The organism is Streptomyces sp. NPDC006326, assembly GCF_040612915.1.
In the GTDB taxonomy this organism is placed as follows: domain Bacteria; phylum Actinomycetota; class Actinomycetes; order Streptomycetales; family Streptomycetaceae; genus Streptomyces.
In genome coordinates this window covers 1-23,670 of record NZ_JBEXRC010000002.1, presented here as the reverse complement: position 1 = coordinate 23,670, position 23,670 = coordinate 1, and the positions used below count along the sequence as shown (strand labels likewise).

Below are 23,670 nucleotides of genomic sequence, written 5' to 3'. Positions count from 1 at the left end.
CCGAGCTCACCCGCTCGGCTCAGGCCCGGTCGCCGTACGGCCCCCGCTGCGGCCAGCCTGGAGGGCGAGGCGGCAGCGGCCCGCCCCCGTGCGAGCACCGGTCAGGAGAGCAGCGTGGTGGGGCTGGGCGGCCGACAGGACGAGAGCGGGCAGGACGAGAGCGGGCAGGACGAGAGCGGGCAGGCGGGAGCCACCGGGAGCCGGGCGGCCCGGCAGGTGGTCCGCGCCCTTCCGGCCGTGCTGATCGCGGCCGGGCTCGCCTTCGACCTGATGACGCCGCCCAGCTACACCGGATCCCCCTTCTTCTCCGCGGCCCCGCTGGTCGCCGCGCCCCTGTTCTCCCTGCGGGCCACGGCCCTGGTGGGCGCCCTGGCCTCGCTGACGGTGGTCCTGCTGCACCTGTACCACCGGACCGGCTGGCGCGGTGAGCCGCTGACCGAGCTGGTGACCGTGCTGACCGTCTCCGGTCTCGCCCTGCTGATCAACCGGGTGGTGCGGCGCAGCGGAGAGCTCCTCGCCTCCGCCCGGGGCATCGCCGAGGCCGCCCAGCGCGCCGTACTGCCGAGGCCGCCCGAGCGCATCGGAGGCCTGCAGGTGGCGGCCCGGTACGAGGCCGCCCAGGCCGACGCCTTCATCGGCGGGGACCTGTACGCCGTGCAGGACGGCCCGTACGGGGTGCGGCTGGCGGTGGGCGACGTACGGGGCAAGGGCCTGGGCGCGGTGGAGGCGGTGGCGGTGGTCCTCGGGGCCTTCCGGGAGGCGGCGGAGACGGAACCGACGCTGGAGGGGCTGGCGCGGCGGCTGGAACGGGCGCTGGCCCGGGAGGGCGTCCGGCGGGACAGTCTGGACGCGGTGGAGGGCTTCACCACGTGCGTGCTCGGGGAGGTCCCCCCGGACGCCGGGGTGCTCCGGCTGCTCAACCGGGGCCACCCCGAGCCGCTGCTGCTGCACGCGGACGGGACCCTGGCGGTCCTCGCCCCGGCGGAGCCGGCCCTGCCGCTCGGCCTGGGCGAACTGGCAGCCGGCCCGGACCGCGCCGAGGAGTGGCCCTTCCCGGCCGGATCCACGCTCCTGCTCTACACGGACGGGCTCACCGAGGCCCGGGACCGGGCCGGGGCCTTCTACGATCCTCCGGCCCGGCTGCGCGGCCGGGTCTTCACGGGCCCCGCCGAACTCCTGGGCGCCCTCAGCGGCGACGTGCACCGGCACACGGGCGGCAGGTCCACGGACGACATGGCCCTGCTCGCGGTGACCGTGTGACGGTGCGTAGTCGAACGAGCGCTGTGCGCAACGATGGTGACGAGGCGTCAATTCCGGCAGGTGGCCGAAGAGATGCGGAACGCCCTGGGATTTTGCCCACTATTGAACCGTTTCATGGCATAAGGCCAGGCCAAAGCCGCGTCCGTCGTGGCTGATTACTGTGAACGTTCCCCCGCAGCGGCTTGGAATCACTCCCCCACGTCTATTACCGTTCGATAACGCAGCGCGGTCGTCCCAGCCGTCGCAAGAGACGGCGCCGTGCGCGTGCGCGTCCCTGAGGAGTGTGCCCCGGTGGCCTCCAACGTGCCTGCCCCCGAGGGCATAGAGATCGAGGAACCGCCCACGGCGGGTGCCTGGGGTGAATGGAACCCCACCGAGGACTCCGCCCGCCCGCTGCGCGGAAGGCACCGGGTAGCCAAGCAGCGCGGGGGACTGGCGCGCAGCTCCACGGTGCTCGGTGTCGGCGTCATCGCCGCGGTCGGCGCGGGCGGTATCGCCACCGCCCAGGACCGCCCCCAAGTCGCCATATCCATCCCCTCCTTGCCCGACCTCGGGCTCACGGGAGGCGACCGGGGCGCCCACCCGGCGGACGCGGCCGAGGGCTCCGCCCAGGCGGCCGGGGTGCACCAGGCCGTCGCCGACCGGCAGCCCGATGCGGGCGAGGCCCTGCGCCACCGCATCCTCCAGCAGGCCGAGTCGCAGCAGGACGCCGCCCAGACGCAGGCCCGCGCGGAGGCGGAGCGGCTCGCGCAGGAAAGCGCCGCCGCAGAGGCCAAGGCCAAGAAGGAGGCGGCCGAAAAGGCCGCCGAGGACGCCCGCGCCGCCGCCGAGCAGGCGGCGAAGGAAGCGGCCGAGGCCAAGGCCGAGCAGGAGCGCCTCGCCAAGCTCGCCGGCAGCTACTCCCTCCCCACCTCCGCCTACACCCTCACCTCCCACTACGGCGTGGCCGGCTCCATGTGGTCCTCCGGCTACCACACCGGCCTCGACTTCGCCGCCCCGACCGGCACCCCGGTCAAGGCCGTGGCCGGCGGCACGATCACCTCGGCCGGCTGGTCGGGCGCGTACGGCTACCGGATCGTCCTGGAGCTGGAGGACGGTACGGAGATCTGGTACTGCCACCTGTCCTCGATGTCGGTGACCTCCGGGCAGGTCGGCGCCGGGGAGACCATCGGCCGCGTCGGCGCCACCGGAAACGTCACCGGACCCCATCTCCACCTGGAAGTGCGCAAGGGCGGCTCGACGGTGGACCCGCTGGCGTGGCTCCAGTCCAAGGGCCTGAGCGTGTAGGGACCCTCGCGGCCGGCACGGGCACCGGCCCGGGCGGGTCGAACCGCTCCGGGAGCAGCTCCTCCAGCACCGCCGCCCGGCACAGCGCGGGCCCCGCCGTCGCCCTGCGCAGCCACAGCCGGTGCAGCAACTCCCGCTCCCGGCCCGCGAAGTCGGGCTCCCGGCCCGCACCGCCGCGCCGGGCCCGGTAGCGCAGCAGCGCCAGCGCGGCCGCGTCCGCCGCGTACAGGGCGACCGCGCGGCCCGCCGCCCGGCCCCCGCTGCGCCGGGCCAGCGCGCAGGCGAGCGACCGGGCCGGCACCGAAGCCAGCGCGGGCACCTCGGCCGGACCGAACCAGCCCGCGGCGGCGTACACCGCCAGTTCGGCGGAGACGGCCCGCAGCCGGCCCCGCCGTATCCGCACCGCCAGCCACAGCAGCAGCCCGAACACCGGGACCATCACGCAGCCGTAGACCCAGTAGAACCCGTACTCCCCCAGCCGCGAGGAGGCGTTCCACAGGGCGTGCAGGCCCATCGCCGCCGCCAGGCCGAGCAGCGGCAGCCCGAGCCGGCGCGCCCGGCCGCCGGTGCCGAGCGCGGCGGCGCCGACCCCGAGGCCGGTGACCACCGTGAACAGCGGATGCGCGAACGGCGAGAGCACGATCCGCACGAAGAAGGTCGCCGCGGTCAGCGAGTCCAGCGCGGGCGTGCCCTTCACCAGGTCCTCGCCGAAGGCGTTGCCCAGGTAGAGGATGTTCTCGGTGAAGGCGAAGCCGGTCGCGGTGAATCCGGCCACCACGAAACCGTCCGCGGGCCCGGTGAACTGCCCCCGGCGGAAGACGAACACCAGCAGCAGCGCCGCCGCCTTGGCGCTCTCCTCCACCACCGGGGCGATCGCCACCGAGCCGAGTTCGTCGGCGTGGGAGGGGTCGGCGGTGGCCGCGGTGATCCACTCCGTGGCGAAGTCGTTGGCCAGTATGGCGATCAGCGCCGCCGTGCAGGCCCCCCACCCGAAGCAGAACAGCAGCTGCGCCCAGGGGTGCGGGGCGGCCCGGCCGAGCCACCGGAACGCCGCCATCAGCAGCGGCACCGGAAGCACGGCCAGACCGAGACCGACGAAGAAGCCGGGGGTACCGGTCTGCTGCCGTACGAGTTCGAGGATCACCGGCCCCGTCAGGCAGAGCACGGCGAGCACGCACGAACGGACACCGGGAAGCGCTCGGACCACACGATGACTGTAGCGAGCGGCTCCGACACGTGGAGTGACGTTACGGCTTCTCCACCCGACGGAAGAGCAAGTCGTGTACGACGTGCCCCTTGTCGAGGCCCTGGCCCTCGAAGCGGGTGAGCGGCCGGAAGTCGGGCCGCGGCGCGTAGCCGCCGTCCGGCTGGGTGTTCTCGAACCCGGGGTGCGCGCTGAGCACTTCGAGCATCTGCTCGGCGTACGGCTCCCAGTCGGTCGCGCAGTGCAGGACGGCCCCCGGGGCGAGCCGGGTGGCGGCCAGGTCGAGGAACTCGGGCTGGATCAGCCGCCGCTTGTGGTGGCGGGCCTTGGGCCACGGATCGGGGAAGTACACGCGCATCCCGGCGAGGGCGTCGGGCTTCAGCATCTCGCGGAGCAGGATGATGGCGTCGCCGTTCGCGACGCGGACGTTGGTCAGCCCGTTGCGCTCGGCGAGCGCCAGCAGGTTGCCCTGCCCGGGGGTGTGCACGTCCGCGGCGAGGATCCCGGTCGACGGGTCGGCCGCGGCCATCTGCGCCGTGGCCTCGCCCATCCCGAAGCCGATCTCCAGCACGACGGGCAGCCCGCCGAACAGCTGGTCGAGATCGATCACGGAGTGCCCGTCGATGTCGAGCCCCCAGGTGCCCCAGAGCCGCTTCAGGGCCTCGCCCTGCCCGGTGGTCACCCGGCTGCGGCGCGGCTGGAAGCTCCGGATCCGCCGCTCGTGGTGCGAGCCGGCCGGGTCGGGGGCGGGGCCGTCGGGGAACCGCGGCTCGGTCCGCCACTTGGGGGGCACGTGGGCGTTCGCCTCCGGCAGGGCTTCCGGGGCGCTGGGCTGGGGGGTGAGGGACTCAGACACAATCCCCAGATTCTACGACCCCGCCCCCGGCGGGGCCTGCCGCCGACCGGCCGGCCCCGGTCAGGCGCCCTGGAGGGTGCCCAGGGCGCGGCGGGCGATCTCGCGCCCGATCGGGAGCGAGGCCGTGGCCGCCGGCGAGGGGGCGTTCAGCACGTGCACGGTCCGCTCCGCGTCCCGGATCAGGAAGTCGTCCACCAGCGTCCCGTCCCGCAGCACGGCCTGGGCCCGTACCCCGGCCGCCGCCGGGACCAGGTCCTGCGCCGTCACCGCCGGCAGCAGCCGCTGCACCGCCTGCGTGAAGGCCGCCTTCGACAGCGAGCGCCGGACCTCGCCCGCCCCGTACCGCCAGTGCCGTGCGGCCATCCGCCAGGATCCCGGCCACGCCAGTTCGTCCGCGACGTCCCGCGGCCGCACCACGCCCCAGCCGTACCCCTCGCGGGCCAGCGCCGGCACCGCATTGGGCCCGACGTGGACCCCGCCGCCGATCCCCCGGGTCAGGTGCACTCCGAGGAACGGGAACGCCGGGTCCGGCACCGGATAGACCAGCCCCCGCACCAGCCCGGGCCGCACCAGGTCGTAGTACTCCCCGCGGAACGGGATGATCCGCATCCCCGGATCGTCCCCGGCCAGGCGGGCCACCCGGTCGCACTGCAGACCCGCGCAGTTCACCAGCACCCGCGCCCGGACCACCAGCCCGGTGGACGTGCGCACCGCCACCGCGGACGGGCGCCGCGAGATCAGCTCCACCGCCCCGCCGTAGACGATCTCCGCCCCCGAGGACTCCGCCAGCTGCCGCGCGACCTGCCCGTAGTCCACGATCCCGGTGGTGCCGACGTGGATCGCGGCCAGGCCGCGCACCTCCGGCTCGTACTCCGCGATCTGGGCCGGGCCCAGCTCCCGGACCGGAATGCCGTTCTCCCGGCCCCGCTGCACCAGCGCGTGCAGCCGCGGCAGCTCCTCGCGCCCGGTGGCGACGATCAGCTTCCCGGTCACCTCGTGGGCGATCCCGTGCTCCGCGCAGAACTTGACCATCTCGGCGGCTCCGCGCACGGCGAAGCGCGCCTTCAGCGATCCCGGCCGGTAGTAGATCCCGCTGTGGATCACCCCGCTGTTGCGGCCCGTCTGGTGCCGGGCCGGACCCGGCTCCTTCTCCAGGACCACCACCCGCGTCCCCGGAGCCAGCCGCGACAGGGCATACGCCGTCGACAGACCGACGATTCCACCGCCGACCACCAGCACGTCGCCGTCCACGCTGCCGCTGCCCATGCCGCCCGCGCCGCCCAAACCGCCACCTCCCACCCCTGCATACTGCACCCCGCCACTGACAGCGCGATTACGCGGGGGCCACCAGCAGTGGCCGGGCCCGCTCCCGCAGCTCCGCGACCCGCGGCTCGTCCCCGTACGGCTCCAGCCGGTGCAGCAGGTCCCGTACGTACTCGGTCGTCCGCGCCGAGGAGATCCGGCCCGCCACCTCCACCGCCCGGGTGCCGGCCGCGCACGCCGCGTCGAGGTTGCCCGACTCCAGCTCCGCGACCGCGCTGACCACCAGCCGCAGCCCGTGCGAGCGGACGTACTCCTCGGTGGGGCGCGACAGGGCCTGCTCGGTGAAACGGCGCACCTGCCGCGGCAGTTTGAGGTCCCGGTAGCATTCCGCCGCATCCGCCGCGAACCGGTCGTAGGAGTAGAAACCCAGCCAGGTCGGATCCGGGTCCCCCTCCCGCGCCCGCTCCAGCCAGCCCTCCGCCGCCCGCAGGGCCGCCCCCGCGGCCGCCGAATCGCCCGCCTTCGCGTGCGCGCGCGCCTCGACCAGCCGGAAGAAGCTCATGGTGCGCGCCGTGGCCAGGCCCCGGTTCCGCTCGACGGCCGCCTGGGCCAGGTCCACCCCCTCGTCCGGGAAGTCCCGGTACGTCGCCTGGAGCGACATCGAGGCCAGCACGTACCCGCCGAGCGGTACGTCGGCCGCCGCGCGGGCCAGCCGCAGCGCCTGGATGTAGTAGCGCTGGGCCGCCTCCTGCTGCCCGGTGTCGAAGGCCATCCACCCGGCCAGCCGGGTCAGTTCGGCGGTGGCCCCGAACAGCGCGCGGCCCACCTCGTCGGAGTACGAGCCGAGCAGCAGCGGCGCCGCGTCCACGCGCAGGCACTCCGGCACCATCGAGGAACGCCAGTCCCCGCCGCCGTACTTGGAGTCCCAGCGCCGCGCGTCCTCGGCGGCCTCCCGCAGCTTGGCCACGTCGCTGTGGCCGACCCGCTGCGGCGAGGCGTCCGGGAGCGCGAGGAGGGCGGGCGGCGGGGCGTGCGGAGTTTCGCCCGAAGGCTGCGCGGGCACAACCGGAGACGGCGACACCGCCGACCCCTGGGAAGGGGCGGCGGGAGTCGCCACCATCCTCGCCCCCGGATCGCGGGACGCCGGGGTCTCGCGGGACGCCACGGTCTCGCGGGACGGCAGCGCCTCGCGGCCGGCCGCGCGGGCCGGCCCGGTGGCGCGCCCGCCCTCGCGCACCGCCGCCTCGGACCCGGCCGTCGAGTCGCGGGCCGGGGCGGGCTCGCGCGCCACCGAACCGTCCGCCGGAGATATCAGCCACCGTGAGGCCGGCGTCGCGTACGCGGACACGGAGAAGGAACCGGCCAGCGACTGCCAGATCCCCCCGCCGCCGCGCCGCCCGGCCAGGTCGAGCCGGTAGAGGTCGGTGGCCGACCGCACGGCCGCCCCGACGTCCCGCGGGAACGCCAGCCCCACCTCGGGCGCCGGGTCCGCGTCCGCCAGGCCGATCTCGTGCAGGGGCACCGGCCGCCCCAGCTTCGCGCCGATCGCGGCCGCGATCAGATGCGGGGCGGCGCCCTGCGGCACCATCCCCTTCGACACCCACCGCGCCACCGACGTCTTGTCGTAGCGCAGCGTCAGGCCGCGCTGCGCGCCGAGGTCGTTGACGCGCCGGGCCAGCCCGGCGTTGCTGATGCCCGCGAGGGCGAGGACGGCGCCGAGCTTCTCATTGGGCTCGCGGAGCTCCCTGGACATGCGCCACCCCTCGTCACACGCGGAACGCATACAACGCATAAGCCGCCGGGGCATAGGCGCCCGGCATTTCGTAAACCCAGCGTAGTTCCCCGCCTCCCAAGCGTTAAGGCCCAGACTTCCGTATGGCGAGATTGTTGTCCGCGTGCACAGTCCGGCCGGGGCCCGCGCCGGCGGCGCACGCCCCCCTGCCGTGCTCCCGCCGTGTGGCCGTGCGCCCGCCCGTGCGCTCTGGCCGGGCGCGGGGCCCGGCGATTCGATGTGCGGTGCGTGGGTCGGCCCGCTGCGTGGATCCGGCGGGCCGGGGGATGCCGCTGCCTCAATCCCCGCGGGTGGCGGAACGGTCCGGGGGGCGGTCCCGCCCCCCGGACCGCGCCCGCGCGCGGCGAGGACGGGCACCGCAGGGCGCCCGGCAGCACCCAGTACGGCCGAAGAATGGCCGAAACCGACCTATGGGATGGTGGGAACGGAACGCCAAATACCGTGTGACCGTGGCGTGTCCGTCCACATGCGCGCTCTCCTCCGCCCCTCTCGCGCGCCCGTCTCGTGGCAGCATGGACCCCGAGCCACCCGGGGTCCGTACGGCCGCGCCCTCAGCGCCGACCAGCCGCTCATGCCCCGGTCATGTGCCCACGGGCTGGGGAGGCGGCGGTGCGCTGGTTGGTCGGGTGGAGCAGTATCGCCGCGAGCTTCACCGCGGCCGGACGGATCTCCGTCCAGGACGGCGGATACGGCTCCGACGGCCCGGTGACCGGCGGGATCGCGGACGCCGACCACCCCCACGACCCCGCCGATCCGGCCGCCCGCGACGCCGACCGCACCGTCGTGCCCGTCGGCGCCCAGCTCCTGTGGGGCGACCCGGACCCGCTGTGGGCCGTCGGCGACTGGCGCCCCGACGAGATCCGCACCGCCGCGGCCGACCCCGCCGACCCCTTCACCCGGCTCGCCGTCCTCGGCTGCTGCGGCGCCACCGACGCCGAACTGCGCCGGGCGCTCCTCGCCGCCCGCGGCGGAGCCCTGCGCCACCTCACCCAGTGGTCCGGCAGCTACACCGCCGTCGTGCAGACCGGCCGCCGGATCACCGTCGTCGGCGACCTCGCGGGCGCGCGCCCCGTCTTCTACACGCCCTGGGCCGGCGGTACGGCGTACTCCACCGCCGCGCTCCCCCTCGCCGACCTCATCGAGGCACAGCTCGACATCGGCCACCTCGCCGCCCTGCTCGCCTGCCCCGACAGCCCCGAGGCACTGGGCGACGGCACACCGTACGCGGGCGTGCGCAGGATCCCGCCCGGCCACGCGCTGATCCTGCGGGAGGGCTCCCGCGAGATCACCGGCTACGAACCGGTCGCCTCGCTCGCGGTGGCCTCGCCCGAGTCCGATCCCGAGCGGGCGGTGGAGGGCGTACGGGAAGCATTGGTCGACGCGGTGCGCGCCCGGCTCACGGCTCCCCGCCATGCTCCCGACACCCTGCCCCACGACCCCGGGCCCGTGCCCGGAATGGGCCCCGCCGACCGGCGCGCCGCCCGCGGAGCGCCCGCGCCCGCGCCCGGCGTCGGCGCCGACCTCTCCGGCGGCAGCGCCTCCGGCACCCTCGCCCTGCTGGCCGCCGGCCTGCCCGGAGCACCCGGCACCGTCCTGCGCCGCTCCGGCGAACGGCTGCTCGCGGTCACCTTCAACGACCTCGCCACCCCTCAGGGCCGCGAGGCCGAACTCGAACGCGCCCGGGCCCTCGCAGCCGACCCGCGGCTGCACCACGTGGTCGTCGCCGCCGCCGAGGAAGCCCTCCCGTACGCGGACCTCGACGGGCCGCTGACCGACGAACCCGGCCCCTCCCTGGTCTTCGCCGCCCGCGAGCGGCGCCGCCTCGCCGCCGGTTCGGCCGACCACTTCACCGGGCACGGCGCCCGCCAGGTCCTCGACGCCCACCCCGCCCGGCTCGCCGACCTCCTGATGGACCGCCGCCGACGCCACCTGCTCCGCCCCGTCGCCGCGCTGGCCCGCTCGGCGCCCGGCGAGTCCCTGCTGGTCCCCTTCTCCGTCTACGCGGCGGCCCGCCGGCTGGCCCGTACGCCCTACCGCACGGGCATGGAGGCGGCGGCGGCCCGCCTGCGCGAAGGCGCGGTCCGCGCCGAACCGGCCGGCCCGGTGGACGCCTCCCTGGCCGCCCTGACCTGGTCCCGGCCGGGCCCGGCGGCGGGCTGGCTCACCGGCGAGGCCCTGGCCGAAGTATCGATCCGGCTCGCGGCCGCCGCGGGCAGGCCCCCGCTCTCACTGCGTCCGGGGGAGGCCCGGGCCCGCTCCGCCCTCACCCGCCACGCGGCGGACCACCGGGTCTTCGAACAGGCGGTGGAGGTCCGCAGCCAGCGCCTGCACGCCCCCTTCCTGGACAACCAGGTCGTACGGGCCGCCCGCGCCCTGCCCGAGTCCCTGCGGGTCCAGCCCGGGGCGCGGGCCGCGATCCTGCGCAGCGTGCTGTCCTCGGCGGGCGTACGCGAACTGCCGCCCGGCTGGGGCGCCCCGGCCCACACCCCGAACGAGACGGCGACCCGCCTGGGCCTGCGCGCCGCCCTCTCCTCCCTCCTGGCCCTCTTCACCGCCCCCCTGCTGGCCGACGCCGGCCTGATCGAGGCCCGGGTCGTCCAACAGGCGCTGCTGGACGCGGCGGAGGGCCGCCCGGTCCCGCTGGACGGCCTCGCGGAGCTCGTCTCGATGGAGCTGTGGCTCGGCCGCCTCCTGGCCCGCCGCGGCACCTGCTGGACGGGCACCTCCACCCCCCGCCGCCGCGCCGTCCCCACCGGCATCCCCCACCGCCGCCCAGCCCTCTCCTGACGGGACCCCGACCCCGCGTGCGCCCGGCCCGCCCGGCCCCGCGGGCCAACGGCGCCGACCACGCCCCCCCGGCAGCCCCGCCCCCGGCCGAGGGTTCCGGCCGGGCACCGGGCACCCAGGCTCGGCGTACCCGGCCCCGCGGGCCGGCCTGTGGCGGCGCCGGGCGCGACCCGAGGCTTGCCCGAGCCCCGGGGCGGACGCCCGGCCCGAACCGGGGCACGGCGCGCGCCGCGTGCCTCCGGCTCCGGCACTGGCCGCGGCGCCCAGACAGGGCCCCACCCTGGGGCTGCTGCCCCCTGGTCCCGCCCCCGGCGCCCCCCGACACGACGGAATCAGATGCGGGAAACCGGGCCCTGCGGGCGGCTTTCCCCACCCCGCCCCTTCCCGGAACCGGGGCTCCGCCCCGGACCCCGCCCCGCCGCCCGACTGCGCCGCCACCACCGGGTGAAGGGCTCCGCCCCCAGCGGTGCCGCCACTCCTCCGGCGACGGCTCGACCAGGCCAGCGTCGGCCGGGCGCTGCCGGCCGGCAGCACCGACCGGCCCCCGGTCACCGGCTCCACCTGCCCAGCCACCCGCTGCCCGGCCCGGCATGACCAAGGCCCGACACGGCCAGCCGCCCCAGCGCCGGGCCCCGAACTCGTGCCCGGCTTCGGCCGCCTGCGCCTCCGGCCCCGGCCCCTCGCCCCGGCGGGCGGCGGCGGCAGGAGCGGCGCCCGGGTCGGGCACCGGGCTCCCGACCGGGCCGGGCCGTAATGGGCGTACGCCCCCGGCACGGGCACGGCAGAATTGAGCGGTGCGGTATCTCATCCTTGGCGTCACCGAGGCGCGCGACGAGACCGGCGCCCCCCTTCCCATCGGCGGTGCCCGGCTGCGCGCGCTCCTCGCCGCCCTCGCGCTCCGCGCCGGCGGCCCCGCCGCCGCGTCCGTCGCCGACCTCGTCGACGAGGTGTGGGGCGACGACCCGCCCCAGGACGCCCCCGCCGCCCTCCAGGCCCTCGTCGCCCGACTGCGCCGGGCGCTCGGCGGGCGCGAGACCGTCCACGCCGACCCCGCCGGCGGCTACCGCCTCGCCGTCGCCGACCGGGACGACATCGACCTGCACCGGTTCAACCGCCTCGCCCGCGCAGGCGCCCGGCACCTGGCCGCCGCCCCCGATGACCCCGCCGGCGCCGCCGAGGCACTGCGCGCCGCCCTCGCCCTCTGGCGCGGCCCCGCCCTCGCCGACCTCCCCGAGCCCGCCCGCACCGCCCACGCCGCCGCCGCGGAGGCCCGCCGCACCGCAGCCCTCCGCGACCGGATCGAAGCCGAGCTCAGGGCCGGCGCCGCCGACCCCGCCTGGCTCCTGGCCGAGATCGAGGCGCTGATCCGCGAGAACCCGTACGACGAACCCCTGCGCGCCCAGCAGCTCCGCGCCCTGCGCGCCGCCGGCCGCCCCGCCGACGCCCTCGCCGCGTACGAGCGCACCCGCCGCACCCTCGCCGAAGGCCTCGGCACCGACCCCGGCCCCGAACTCACCGCCCTGCACGCGCAGCTCCTCGCACCGCACCCGCCCGCACAGCCGGAGCCCGCACCGCAGGAGCCGGCGCCCGCACCCCCCACCGCCCCCGGCGGCAACCTCCGCCCCCGCCTCACCTCCTTCGTCGGCCGCGAGCCCGAACTCGCCTCCCTGCACACCGACCTGACCCGCCTGCGCCTCATCACCCTCACCGGCCCCGGCGGTTCCGGAAAGACCCGCCTCGCCGAGCACGCCGCCGCCGCCCACCGGCCCGAAGCCGCCTGGCTCGTCGAGCTGGCCCGCCTCGACCACCCCGCCGCCGTCCCCGGCGCCGTCCTCAGCGCCCTCGGACTGCGCGAGACCGCCCTCGTCGCCCGAGAGAAGACCGCCTCCGAAGACCCCACCGCCCAGCTCGTCGAGCACTGCGCCCACCGCAGCCTGCTCCTCGTCCTCGACAACTGCGAACACGTCATCGGCGCCGCCGCCGAACTCGCCGAGACCCTCCTCACCCACTGCCCCGGCGTCCGGATCCTGGCCACCAGCCGCGAACCCCTCGGCGTACCCGGCGAAACGGTCCGCCCCGTCGACCCCCTCCCGCCCGACCCCGCGCACCGCCTGTTCGCCGACCGGGCCGTCGCCGTCCGCCCCGGGTTCACCGCAGCCGACGACCCGGACGCCGTCGCCGAGATCTGCTCCCGCCTCGACGGCCTGCCCCTCGCCATCGAGCTGGCCGCCGCCCGCCTGCGCCTGCTCACCCCGCGCCAGATCGCCGACCGCCTCGACGACCGCTTCCGCCTGCTGACCAGCGGTTCCCGTACCGTCCTGCCCCGCCAGCAGACCCTGCGCGCCGTCGTCGACTGGTCCTGGGAGCTCCTCGACGCGCCCGAACGCACCGTCCTGCGCCGCCTCTCCGTCTTCGCCGGCGGCTGCGACCTGCCCGCCGCCGAGGCCGTGTGCGCCGACCCCGCCACCACACCCGCTCTCGGCGCCGCCGACATCGCCGACGTCCTCGGCTCCCTCGTCGACAAATCCCTCGTCCTCGCCGAACCCGAAGCCGAACCCGGCCCCGACGGCACCGCCATGCGCTACCGGATGCTGGAAACCATCCACGAGTACGCCGCCGAACGCGCCGCCCACGAGGAAGCCGACCGCGCCGCCGCCGCCGACCGCCACGCCGACCACTACCGCGCCCTCGCGGAGACCGCCGAGCCCCTCCTGCGCTCCGGCGCCCAACTCCCCTGGATCCGCCGCACCGAGACCGAGCTCGACAACCTCCGCGCCGCCCTCCTCCACGCCACCTCGACCGGCTCCGCCGAAACCGCCGAACGCCTCGGCCTCGCCCTCGGCTGGTTCTGGGCACTGCGCAACTACCGGATCGAGGGCGCCGAATGGGCCGGCCGGATCCTCGCCCTCACCCCAGCCGAACCGGCCGAGGACACGCCCGCGTACTGGCGCTTCATGCGGCTGCGGATGCTCCAGCTGTTCCTGCTCGCCGACGGCCACTCGCCCGAACAGTTCGATACCGCCGCGAACCGGGCCCTGGCCGCCGACCTGCAAGAGGTCTTCCGGCACGGCGGCCCCGAGACCGTCCCCTTCCCCGGGATGCTCTGGCCGATGACCGCCTTCCTCACCGGCAGCGCCGTCGACTTCCGCGCCGGACTCGACGCGTCGGTCGAGAACTGCCGCCGCCACGGCGACGCATGGGCCCTGGGCGTCACCCTGATGTTCCGCACCCACGTCGCCATCGACATCACCGGCGGCCTGCCCACCGTCGACGCCGACCTCGCCGAACTGCACGGCATCGCCGACCGCCTGGGCGACCGGTGGATCCGCGCCCAGGTGGCAAGCGCCGCCGGCGAGGTCGCCATATCCCGCAGCCGCTACGAATGGGCCCGCGCCGAGTACGAGGAGTGCCTGCGCCTGGCCCGCGAGGTCGGCGCGTACACCGAGTCGCCGTTCGCCATCGCCCGGATCGCGGAGACCGCCTTCTGCTGCGGGGACTTCGACGAGGCCGAACGGCTCCTCGCGCAGGCCCACCACGAGGCTGCGCAGCACGGCGGCGGCAACGACGTCCGCGCCTACGGCGGGATGCTCGCGGCGCTGATCGCCCTCGTCCGCGGCGACCTCGGCGAGGCCCGGACCCAGTACGAGCTCGCCCGCGCCGCCGCCGGCACGCTCACGGTGCCCCCGCAGCTCACCGCCGGGCTCGATCACGTCGACGCGATCCTCGCCGCCCGTGCCCACGGCCCCGCCACCGGCCTGGCCCGGCTGGGGCCGGCCCTGGCCACCGCCGTCGCCGCGCACTGCGCGGAACGGGTCCTCGCCTCGCTCGCCGACACCGCGGCCGTCCTGCTGGCCGCCGCCGACCGGCCCGCCGAGGCCGTACGGGTCCTCGCGGCCTCCACAGCCTGGCGCGCGGGCCACTCCCGCTCGGTCCCCGAACTGGCCGCCGTGGCGGAACTCCCCGGCCGCGCCCGGGCCGCGCTGGGCGCCGAGCGCTACGCGAAGGAGGAGGCGGCCGGGGCGGAGCTCGCGCCGTCCGAGGTCGCCGCCCTGCTCACCGGCAGCTGATCACTCCGTCCGCCCAGCTCGCGAGCGTCGGCAGACTGCCCTGCCCGGCCCGCTCCACCACCAGCCTCAGCGTCGTGCGGCCGGCCAGGGAGACGTGTACGGCGGCGGCCCGGTCCGCGGAGCCGAGCGCGGCGGACTGCCAGAGCCGCTGCCCGTCCCCGTACACGGAGAACCGCACCGTTCCGTCGGTGGGCAGCGACAGGCCGTCCACGCCGGCGCGCGCCGAGAAGGCGGTGCACTGCCGGTTGAGGTCGATCTCCACGCTGGAACGGGAGCTCACGGTGATGCCCTGCCCGAAGCGCTGCTCGCCGATCCACACCCCCCGGCGCTGCCAGACCCAGCTGCTGTGCCAGGTCCGGAGCTCCGGGCCGGCGTGGTCACCGAAGGCCGAATGCCCGAGCCCGGCGAGGGCGAACCCCTGCGACGGCTTCGGCGGGGACGGCACCGGCGAGGGCCGGGCCGGCTCCGGCCGCGGGCCCGGCGTCGCCGGGGGAGTCGGGGACGGGGACGGCGTCGGCGAGGCCTTCGGCGCCCGCGACGGCACGGCGGCGGGCCGCGGCTTCGAGGCGGAGGGCGCGGGCGAAGCCGGGGGCGAGGCCGCAGCGGTCGCTACGGGGCCCTGCACCTCCACCGGCTCCGGCGCGGGCGGGGTGACCGGCGCCGGCCGCGCGGGCGCCGCCACCCCGGGCGGGGGCTGCGCCGGGACTCCGGGCTCGGCATCGTCACCGACCAGCGCGAACACCACCCCGGCGGCCGCTGCCACCGCGATCCCGGCGGCGAGGGCGGCCTTCGCCGGGAGCCCGAGCCCCTCGGACACCACGGCCCCACCGACCCCGGCCCCACCGGACCCACCGGCCCCGGCAGCCCCACCGGCCCCCACCGCGCCCGCACTCGCCGAACCGGCCCCCGACGCCCCGGCCGCACCCGCCCCGGCCGCACCCGCGCCCGCGGCCGATCCGCCCGAGGCGGCGGCAGCAGCCCCGGCACCTCCTGCCGCCACGGCCCCGCCGGCCACCACCCCCGCCGCCTTGGCCGCATAGCCGGCGGCGAACCACCCGATGACCGCGACCGGCAGCAGCGCGGGAATGCCCGCGTTGACGTCCTTGAGCTCCCCGGCGGCCAGCCGGCACTTCGCGCACTCCTCCAGGTGCCCCCGCAGCCCGCGCTCCGCCCGCATCCGCAGCCCGCCGCGGGCATACGCGCCCAGCCGGTCCGCAAACCGCGCGCAGTCCCCGCCCGCACTCAGCGCCGCACTCACATGCGCCTGCAGGTACGCCTGCTTGAGCCCCTCCCTCGCCCGGCTCGCCAGCACGGCCGTCGCATTCGCGCTCAGCCCGAACAGCGGGGCGATCGCACTCGGCGAAGACTCCTCGACGGTGGTGTGCCACAAGACCGCCTGCCACCGCTCGGGCAGACTCCGGAAGGCCTGCAGCGCCAGCGACTGCTCGGCCTCCCGCATCGCCCGCACGTCGGCGCCCAGTCCGAGAGTGTCGTCCCCCGACAAGCCCGCCAGGCCGGACAGCCCGCCGCCCTCCGAGCCCACCGCCGCCTGCTCCGCGAACACCGCGAAGTCCTCGACGAGCTGCTCCCGCCGGGCCGTCTTCGCCCAGGCCGCGGCGACCCGCCGCACGGTCGTCAGCAGATACGCCCGCACCGACTGGTCCGGTCCGGCCCCGCCCCGTACCGCCTGAAGGGTCCGCGCGAACACCTCGGCAGTCAGGTCGTCGGCCGTGTGGCCGTCCCGGCAGCAGGTCCGCGCGTAGCGGCGTACGGCAGCGGCGTGCCGCCGGAACAGCTCCTCGTACGCCCCGTCGTCCCCCGCACGCAGCCGGGCGATCAGGTCGCCGTCGGACGGCGGCAGCTCACCCCCACCCGACGGGCGCCGGGCGGCGTGCCGCCCGCCCGGTTCGCGCTGGGCCGGCACCTGCCGGGCCTGCGGGGTGTCCGCACCGATCTCCCCGCCGACGCCACCGGACGGCTCTTCCCGACCGTCAACGCTCATCGCGGACGCCCCCGCACGACTCACTCAACCGGTGCACCGTTCAAGCCTGTCACACGGGGGGCGCGCGCTCGGGGCCCTCGGCTCAGCATCCACCCGTCCGGGCACAGTTCGGCGAAACGCCGTACTGCCTGTCACCCGGGCGGGTGACGGCCGGGCAACCGCCCCGACCGGGCCGCGCAGACCGACCGGCCCCTGCGGGCATCCGTACCACCCAGGGCCGGCCGGGACGCCTCAAGCCGGGACGCCTCAGGCCGTCCGGGACCGGAGCCCTTCGAGCAGGATGTCGAGCAGCCGCGACGAAGCCGCCGCCTGCTGCACCGCGTCCGGCAGCGCCGGAGCGGCCGTCGCTATCACCAGCAGCACATCGGCCACCGTGACGTCGGTCCGCAGCTCACCGGCCTCCCGCGCGCGGTCCACCAGCCGGCCGACGACCTCCAGCAGCGCGCCCGCACCGGCGTCCGGCGAGGGCTCGTCCTCCACGGCCCCGCGCGCACCGACGACCCGCAGCTCGGGCGCCGCGCCCGTCGGACCGGCCTGCCGCTGCTGCGGAACCCGCGCGGCCTCCGCCTCCTCGGCACCGTCCTCGCCCGCCGACCCGACCCGCAGCACCTGCGGCGGCAGCAGCCGCCCGGCGCCCGAGGCCACGGAGGTGCGCAGGAAGCGCGACAGCGCCTGCCACGGCTCCTCCTCCTGCCCCAGCGCGGCCTCGGCCTGCTCGGTGAGCCGGGCGGTCTCCTCCTCGGCTATGCGCCGCACGAGGACGTCCTTGCTCGGGAACCGCCGGTACACCGTGCCCACACCGACCCGGGCCCGCCGCGCCACGTCCTCCATCGGAGCCCCGTAGCCCAGCTCGCCGAAGACCTCGCGGGCAGCGCGCAGCACGTGTTCGAGATTGCGCTGGGCGTCGACGCGCAGCGGCGTGGAGCGACCCACTCCGTGCGTGGTCGGGCCCGTCATCACGCGACCGTTGGTCTCGCCCGAGAGCGCGGTCGCAGAGCCATGGAAATCGGAAATGTTCATATGTATCCCCCGGTAATCAGTCGTCTCCCCCCGGAGACACTCCCCGCCTTCGCGCCGAGGGGGCGCCACGGTCAGGTGGGCCCGGTCCTACTCCTCGACGAGATACGAACATAGTTGAGCCAGAGTCAATTCAGAAGAGGCAGCCCCGGACGGACCACCGCCCGATCGGAGCATTCACCCCCACTTTTCCGGTCCAAGCCCTCGGAACCACCCCGTCCACACCCCCTGACCTGCGAAGTTCCACCCCCGCTCAAGCCATTCGGCAGCCCCGTCCCGGCACTCCCTCCGGTCACACAATGTGTCAGGCCTGTGGACAAACTCCCGGCCACGTTGCGTCATGGGATGGTGAAGGCTGCCAACTCCCGGGGCGCGGCCCCCGGTACCCCGCCCCGTACACGCATCCTCGTCGTCGGCGGGGGCTACGTCGGCATGTATACGGCGCTCCGGCTCCAGCGAAAACTGAGAGCCGGCGAAGCCGAGGTCACGGTGGTCACCCCCGAGCCCTACATGACGTACCAGCCCTTCCTCCCCGAGGCGGCCGCCGGCTCGATCTCCCCGCGCCACGTGGTGGTCCCCCTGCGCCGGGTCCTGGGCCGGTGCCGCATCGTCATCGGCGAGGCCCGGCACATCGACCACGCCAAACGGACCGCGACCGTCACCACCCTCGCCACCGACGAGGAGGGCACCGGCGGCGTCGAGATCGAGTACGACGAACTCGTCCTCGCCCCCGGATCCATCTCCCGCACCCTCCCCATCCCCGGACTCGCCGACTACGGCATCGGCTTCAAGACCGTGGAAGAGGCCATCGGACTGCGCAACCACGTCATCGAACAGATGGACATCGCCTCCTCCACCCGCGACCCCGCCATCCGCGACGCCGCCCTCACCTTCGTCTTCGTCGGCGGCGGCTACGCGGGCGTCGAGGCCCTCGGCGAACTGGAGGACATGGCCCGCTACGCGGCCCGGTACTACCACAACGTCAAGCCCGAGGACATGAAGTGGGTGCTGGTCGAGGCCAGCGACCGGATCCTGCCCGAAGTCGGCCCCGAAATGGGTGTCTACACGATCCGCGAACTGCGCCGCCGCAACATCGACCTGCGCCTGGAGACCCGCCTCGAATCCTGCGAGGACCGCGTCGCCGTCCTCAGCGACGGCACCCGCTTCCCCACCCGCACCGTCGTCTGGACCGCCGGCGTCAAGCCCCACCCGATCCTCGCCGCCACCGACCTGCCCAAGAACGGCCGCGGCCGGCTCGCCTGCACCGCCTTCCTCACCGTCGAAGGCGTCGAGCACGCCTGGGCGGCCGGTGACGCCGCCGCCGTACCCGACATCACCGCCGAGGCCGGCCGCGAATGCGCCCCCAACGCCCAGCACGCCGTCCGCCAGGCCAAGGTCCTCGCCGACAACCTGGTGGCCTCCCTGCGCGGCGAACTCCTGACCGAGTACGCACACAAGTACGCGGGCTCCGTGGCCTCCCTCGGCCTCCACAAGGGCGTCGCCCACATCTACGGCCGCAAGCTCAAGGGCTACCCGGCCTGGTTCATGCACCGCGCCTACCACCTCAGCCGCGTCCCCACCTTCAACCGCAAGATGCGCGTCCTGGCCGAATGGTCGCTCTCCGGCCTCTTCAAGCGCGAGATCGTCTCCCTCGGATCCCTCGAACATCCCAGGGCAGAATTCGAACTCGCCGCAGGCGGCCGCCCCAAGGACCCACCGCCCAGACCCGCCCCCAACCCCCCGCAGGACAGCCAGGGCTGACGTTGTCAGTGCGGTCGGCCACACTGGACGTGTGACCATAGGTGGGCTCACCCCTGCACAGAGTGACAACCGCAGAGTGACACCACAGCGTGACACCGACCCGCGAACGACCCCTTGGGGTACCCCCAGCCGTAGCCGGGGAACAGCGACCACTTGCGACACCACGAGGCTTGAACGCAGTGAACTTCACGCGCTGGAGCGCCCGGTTTCCCGGAACGCAGCGCCGCGCCGCCGCCCGGTCCGAACACGCCGCAGCCCAGGCCAAGCGGGGCGAAGGCGCCGTCCCGGCAGCCCGCGGCGCCGCCGGCCGCACCGCCACGACGCCGGACGGCGCCCCCGCCGACGCCACCGTCCGCGGCACGGGCCGGGCGGCCGCCCCCGGCGAGGGCCCCGTCCCCGGCAGCGGCGTCCTCACCGCCGTTCCCTCCCTCGACGAGCTCTCCGTACGGGAGGTCCTCGGCCGGCTCCCGGCCCTCGTCGCCCTCGTCCACGGCCCCGAACACCGCGTCGCCTACGTCAACGACGCCTACACCGCCGGCTTCGGCCCCCGCCCCGCCGGCGCACCCGCGCGCCTCGCCCTCCCCGAAATCGGCGAGCTCGGCCTCCTCCCGCTCCTCGACCAGGTCCAGCGCAGCGGCAAACCCCGTACCGCCAAGAACCGCACCGCACCCGGCGGCGGCAGCTCGTACACCGTCACCTGCACCCCCGTGGAATTCCCCAAGGCCGATCCCGACGGCGACGGCGACCCCCACCACACCGGCGTCCTGATCCACCTCGCCGACGTCACCGACCACGCCGAAGCCGTCGACCGGCTGCGCGCCAGCGAACGCCGCCAGCGCGAAGCCGCCGTCACCCTCCAGCGCTCCCTGCTCCCCCAGGAACTGGAACAGCCCGACGACCTCCGCATCGCCGCCACCTACCAGCCCGGCGGCACCGAAGCCGCCGTCGGCGGCGACTGGTACGACGTCATCACCCTCGGCGCCGGCCGCACCGCCCTCGTCATCGGCGACGTCATGGGCCGCGGCGTCCGCGCCGCCGCCGTCATGGGCCAGCTGCGCACCGCCGTCCGTGCGTACGCCCGCCTCGACCTCCCCCCGCACGAGGTGCTCCAGCTCCTCGACGGACTCGCCGCCGAGATCGACGCCAGCCAGATCGCCACCTGCGTGTACGCCGTCCACGACCCCAACGAGGGCCTGCTCGCATACGCCTCCGCCGGCCACCTCCCCATCCTGGTCCGCGACGAGGACGGCACCGTACGCCGCGCCGCCGACCCCACCGGCCCGCCGCTCGGCACCGGAGGCTGGCTGCACACCTCCGGCACCATCGCGCTCGGCCCCGGCTCCACCGCCGTCCTCTACACCGACGGCCTGGTCGAACGCCGTGGCGAGGACATCGACGAGGGCGTCGCCGCCCTCGAACGCGCCCTCTCCGGCGCCCAGGGCACCCCGGCCGTCATCTGCGACCGTCTGATGCGCGCCCTCGGCGTGGACGCCGACCACGACGACGACGTCGCCGTCATGGTCCTCCAGCAGCCCAGCCGCACCGGGTCGGACGCCGAGCTCTTCCACAACGCCGCCCTCGAACTCCTCGGCGGCATCGAGGCCGCCCCCCGCGCCCGCGCCTTCGCCCAGGGGGTCCTCACCTCCTGGCGCTTCCCGGTCGAGCTGTGCGACCTCGGCGTCCTGGCCGCGAGCGAGCTCGTCGCGAACTCCCTGCAGCACGGCACCCCGCCCATGCGGCTGCGACTGCGCCGCACCGACCGCCGCCTGATCATCGAGGTCACCGACGGGGACGACCACCTCCCGCGCCGCCGCCGCGCCGAACCGGCCGACGAGACCGGCCGCGGCATCTCGATCGTCGCCACCATCGCCTCTGCCTGGGGCTCCCGCCGTACGCCGGGCGGCGGCAAGGCGGTCTGGTGCGAGTTCGCCCTCCCCGACAAGTAGCGCGGAACGCGGGAAGGGCCCGGTCCACCCGGACCGGGCCCCTCTTCCACTTCCGTCGCGGTCAGACGACCGCGGGCGCGACGACCTTGGCGGCCGGCACGGCCCCGGCGGCCTCCGCGACGACCGCGGGCGCAGGCGCAGGCGCAGCCGCCTGCACCTTCAGCAGCGCCGGCCTGTCCTGCACCGCGGTCAGCTGCCTGCCGAGCCGCAGAGCCAGCCCGGCGATCCCGAGGGAGACCGCGACGAAGACCCCGATGTAGAGGACCGGTACGCCCGCACCCAGCGGCACACCCAGCGGTCCCAGCGCCAGCGCCATCTGCTTGACGAGGGCGAAAGCCGAGTTGTACTGGCCCACGGACCCCTCCGGCGCCAGGTCGGCCACCAGGGGCGCCAGGGTCGGCGACAGCATGGCCTCGCCGATGCCGAAGAGCCCGTACGTCGCGATGAACGCGGCCGCGGCCATCACGGCACTGCCGTGTCCGAGCCCCGAGAACCCGGCGATGAGCCAGGCGCCGGTCCAGATCAGCCCGACCAGCGCGATCACCCGCGAGCGACGCCGCTTCTCCACCAGCTTCAGGACCACGAACTGCGCGAGCACGATCGCGCCCGTGTTGGCGGCCAGCGCGAAGCCCAGCGTGGACGGCGAGATCCCGGCGGCCTCGGTACCGAAGGCGGCGAGACCCGACTCGAACTGCCCGTAACAGGCGAAGAAGATCACGAAGCCCAGCACGAGCAGCTTGACCATGGCCCGGTGCTGCAGCAGCCGCTTCCACGCCCCGCCGGTCTGCGCCGGATCCCGCGGTACCGCGTCCTTGATGCCGGGCGCGTGGGGCATCCGTACGGTCAGGACCACGCCGGCCAGCACCAGGAACATCACGGCCTCGATGCCGAACAGCAGCGTGAAGCTGCCGGGCCGGGTCTCGTCGACGATCTGTCCGCCGATGAGCCCGCCGATGCCCAGACCCAGGTTCTGCATGAAGAACTGCAGGGCGAACGCGCGGGTCCGCGTGGTCGGCGTCGAGCACCACACGATCATCGTGGCCAGCGCGGGCTGCATGACCGCCTGCCCGGCGCCGAGCGCCAGAGCGGACAGCAGGATCGGGACCAGCCCGGTCGACAGCCCGAGGGACAGCGCCCCGGCGGACGCGGCGACGGCCGCACCGATGACCACGGGGACGGGGCCGCGGCGGTCGATGACGCGGCCGGTGAAGGGCAGCGCGACCAGGGCGGAGACGGCGAAGGCCACGAACGCGCTCGTGGCGGCCATGGAGCCGAGGCCCCGCACCTGCGCCACGTAGATGTAGAGGAACGGAACCGTGAAGCCGATGCCGAACGCGGTCAGCGCGTTGCCGGCCTGGATCCGCCGCATCGCAGCGCCCATCACCTTGGTCACTTCTCACCTGTCCTGGAGATCTGAAGCCCAAAGACTTCATAGCTAAAGTTCGATGGTTAACAGTACACACCGAAGGAGTTAGACGCCAACGAGCTCATGCGATACTTCGTCCATGGGTGACATCCCCGACGGCACCGCGCCCGTCCACGAGCCGAGCCTCGACGAGCAGATCGCCGTCTATCAGCGCGAGTTCCAGGACCTGGACCCCCAGGTCGAGAAGGTGGTCTCGGCGCTCAGCCGCCTGAACCGCCGCATGAACGTCGCGTACGGACGCCAGACCGCCGCCCTGGGCATCAGCAACGCGGAGTGGGAGGTCCTCAAGGCCCTCGTCATCTCCGGGGCCCCCTACCGGATGGGTCCGAGCGAGCTGGCGAAGCAGCTGGGCCTCACGCCGGCGGCGATGACCCACCGGATCGACCGCATGACGGCGGAAGGACTGGTGACCCGTGAACGGGACGAGTCCAACCGCGTCCGCGTGATCGTGGAGCTGACGGACGAGGGCCGCAGCAAGTGGCTCGACGCCATGCGGGCGGCCACGGTCTTCGAGGAGGACCTCCTCCAGGACCTCTCCACGTCGGAACGCGGGGTCCTGGGCGACATGCTCACGCGGCTCCTGGACCGGGTGGAGGACCTCCAGTCCCGGACCTGACGGGTGCACCCCGAGCGGGGTTGACACGGCCTCCTCGGGTCCGTAAGGTTCTTCGAGTTGTCCCTGAGCCGAAAGGTTTTGGCGACCACGCATCCCGCCGCCTCGTTGCGGCACCAACTCAGCGCGATCTCCCCTCGGGAACGCATTCGGCATGCCCGAATTCATTTCCGAAAAGGCCGATTATGAATCGGCCGGGAAATCCACTAGAGTTCAGGGAGTCGGAAGGGCCCAACAGCCCGGAAGACAAACCCCGCTGACTGGGGGTCAGGCCCGAAAGAGTCTGATAGAGTCGGAAACGCAAGAACGAAGGGAAGCCCGGAGGAAAGCCCGAGAGGGTGAGTACAAAGGAAGCGTCCGTTCCTTGAGAACTCAACAGCGTGCCAAAA

The 23,670-nt window shown here is 75.2% G+C and carries 14 protein-coding genes; 7 read left to right on the top strand and 7 right to left on the bottom strand.

The annotated features are described in order from the left end of the window. Positions 1 to 216: 216 nt before the first annotated feature. Together ABZ128_RS01730 and ABZ128_RS01725 are read left to right on the top strand one after the other, a co-directional pair. The gene (locus ABZ128_RS01730) at positions 217 to 1,260 is read left to right on the top strand and encodes a PP2C family protein-serine/threonine phosphatase (RefSeq protein WP_356845707.1); all 1,044 of its coding nucleotides are present in this window, start codon (positions 217 to 219) and stop codon (positions 1,258 to 1,260) included. A 291-nt stretch (positions 1,261 to 1,551) separates the two neighbouring features. Further along, positions 1,552 to 2,547 carry a M23 family metallopeptidase gene (locus ABZ128_RS01725; protein WP_356845478.1) on the top strand — a complete coding sequence of 332 codons (996 nt, stop codon included), beginning with the start codon at positions 1,552 to 1,554 and terminating at the stop codon, positions 2,545 to 2,547. On the opposite strand, the gene ABZ128_RS01720 is transcribed toward ABZ128_RS01725, so the two are convergent. The 4 genes from ABZ128_RS01720 to ABZ128_RS01705 all read right to left on the bottom strand — a co-directional run bounded on the left by ABZ128_RS01720 (position 2,456) and on the right by ABZ128_RS01705 (position 7,623). Then, the gene (locus ABZ128_RS01720; RefSeq protein WP_356845477.1) at positions 2,456 to 3,754 is read right to left on the bottom strand and encodes a PrsW family intramembrane metalloprotease; all 1,299 of its coding nucleotides are present in this window, start codon (positions 3,752 to 3,754) and stop codon (positions 2,456 to 2,458) included. The genes ABZ128_RS01725 and ABZ128_RS01720 overlap by 92 nt on opposite strands. A 40-nt stretch (positions 3,755 to 3,794) precedes the next feature. Next, a complete protein-coding gene (trmB, locus tag ABZ128_RS01715; protein ID WP_356845706.1) occupies positions 3,795 to 4,565 on the bottom strand; it encodes a tRNA (guanosine(46)-N7)-methyltransferase TrmB in 771 nt (256 codons plus the stop codon). A gap of 102 nt (positions 4,566 to 4,667) precedes the next feature. Then, positions 4,668 to 5,873 (bottom strand): L-2-hydroxyglutarate oxidase, encoded by a 1,206-nt coding sequence (lhgO, locus tag ABZ128_RS01710; RefSeq protein WP_356845705.1) that lies wholly within the window; start codon positions 5,871 to 5,873, stop codon positions 4,668 to 4,670. A 67-nt stretch (positions 5,874 to 5,940) separates the two neighbouring features. Beyond that, positions 5,941 to 7,623 (bottom strand): sporulation protein, encoded by a 1,683-nt coding sequence (locus tag ABZ128_RS01705; RefSeq protein ID WP_356845476.1) that lies wholly within the window; start codon positions 7,621 to 7,623, stop codon positions 5,941 to 5,943. Positions 7,624 to 8,271: 648 nt separating this feature from the next. Here ABZ128_RS01705 and ABZ128_RS01700 point away from each other — a divergent pair. Beyond that, entirely contained in the window at positions 8,272 to 10,449 is a 2,178-nt protein-coding gene (locus ABZ128_RS01700; RefSeq protein WP_356845475.1) for an asparagine synthase-related protein, read from the top strand. A gap of 794 nt (positions 10,450 to 11,243) precedes the next feature. Beyond that, positions 11,244 to 14,516, top strand: a complete 3,273-nt coding sequence (locus ABZ128_RS01695) for a BTAD domain-containing putative transcriptional regulator (protein WP_356845474.1) — start codon at positions 11,244 to 11,246, stop codon at positions 14,514 to 14,516. On the opposite strand, the gene ABZ128_RS01690 is transcribed toward ABZ128_RS01695, so the two are convergent. Then, a complete protein-coding gene (locus ABZ128_RS01690; RefSeq protein ID WP_356845473.1) occupies positions 14,503 to 16,518 on the bottom strand; it encodes a sigma-70 family RNA polymerase sigma factor in 2,016 nt (671 codons plus the stop codon). The genes ABZ128_RS01695 and ABZ128_RS01690 overlap by 14 nt on opposite strands. 246 nt (positions 16,519 to 16,764) lie before the next feature. Further along, positions 16,765 to 17,538 (bottom strand): helix-turn-helix domain-containing protein, encoded by a 774-nt coding sequence (locus ABZ128_RS01685; protein ID WP_356845472.1) that lies wholly within the window; start codon positions 17,536 to 17,538, stop codon positions 16,765 to 16,767. Positions 17,539 to 17,880: 342 nt separating this feature from the next. On the opposite strand from ABZ128_RS01685, the gene ABZ128_RS01680 reads away from it, so the two are divergent. Next, positions 17,881 to 19,296, top strand: coding sequence for an NAD(P)/FAD-dependent oxidoreductase (locus ABZ128_RS01680; protein ID WP_356845471.1), 1,416 nt, complete (start codon positions 17,881 to 17,883; stop codon positions 19,294 to 19,296). A gap of 179 nt (positions 19,297 to 19,475) precedes the next feature. Next, complete coding sequence (locus ABZ128_RS01675; RefSeq protein WP_356845704.1) at positions 19,476 to 21,242, top strand: ATP-binding SpoIIE family protein phosphatase; 1,767 nt, start codon at positions 19,476 to 19,478, stop codon at positions 21,240 to 21,242. A 61-nt stretch (positions 21,243 to 21,303) separates the two neighbouring features. Here the strand turns inward: ABZ128_RS01675 and ABZ128_RS01670 are convergent, their stop codons facing one another. Continuing rightward, positions 21,304 to 22,623: an MFS transporter gene (locus ABZ128_RS01670; protein WP_356845703.1), complete on the bottom strand. Its 1,320-nt coding sequence runs from the start codon at positions 22,621 to 22,623 to the stop codon at positions 21,304 to 21,306. 124 nt (positions 22,624 to 22,747) lie between these two features. On the opposite strand from ABZ128_RS01670, the gene ABZ128_RS01665 reads away from it, so the two are divergent. Continuing rightward, positions 22,748 to 23,284: a MarR family transcriptional regulator gene (locus tag ABZ128_RS01665; protein WP_356845470.1), complete on the top strand. Its 537-nt coding sequence runs from the start codon at positions 22,748 to 22,750 to the stop codon at positions 23,282 to 23,284. Positions 23,285 to 23,670: the final 386 nt, after the last annotated feature.

Bases quoted from the DNA above. Each gene is read 5' to 3' on its own strand.
- lhgO (WP_356845705.1), bottom strand. From the start codon at position 5,873: ATGGGCAGCGGCAGCGTGGACGGCGACGTGCTGGTGGTCGGCGGTGGA.
- ABZ128_RS01705 (WP_356845476.1), bottom strand. From the start codon at position 7,623: ATGTCCAGGGAGCTCCGCGAGCCCAATGAGAAGCTCGGCGCCGTCCTC.
- ABZ128_RS01690 (WP_356845473.1), bottom strand. From the start codon at position 16,518: ATGAGCGTTGACGGTCGGGAAGAGCCGTCCGGTGGCGTCGGCGGGGAG.
- ABZ128_RS01685 (WP_356845472.1), bottom strand. From the start codon at position 17,538: ATGAACATTTCCGATTTCCATGGCTCTGCGACCGCGCTCTCGGGCGAG.
- ABZ128_RS01680 (WP_356845471.1), top strand. From the start codon at position 17,881: ATGGTGAAGGCTGCCAACTCCCGGGGCGCGGCCCCCGGTACCCCGCCC.
- ABZ128_RS01670 (WP_356845703.1), bottom strand. From the start codon at position 22,623: ATGGGCGCTGCGATGCGGCGGATCCAGGCCGGCAACGCGCTGACCGCG.
- ABZ128_RS01665 (WP_356845470.1), top strand. From the start codon at position 22,748: ATGGGTGACATCCCCGACGGCACCGCGCCCGTCCACGAGCCGAGCCTC.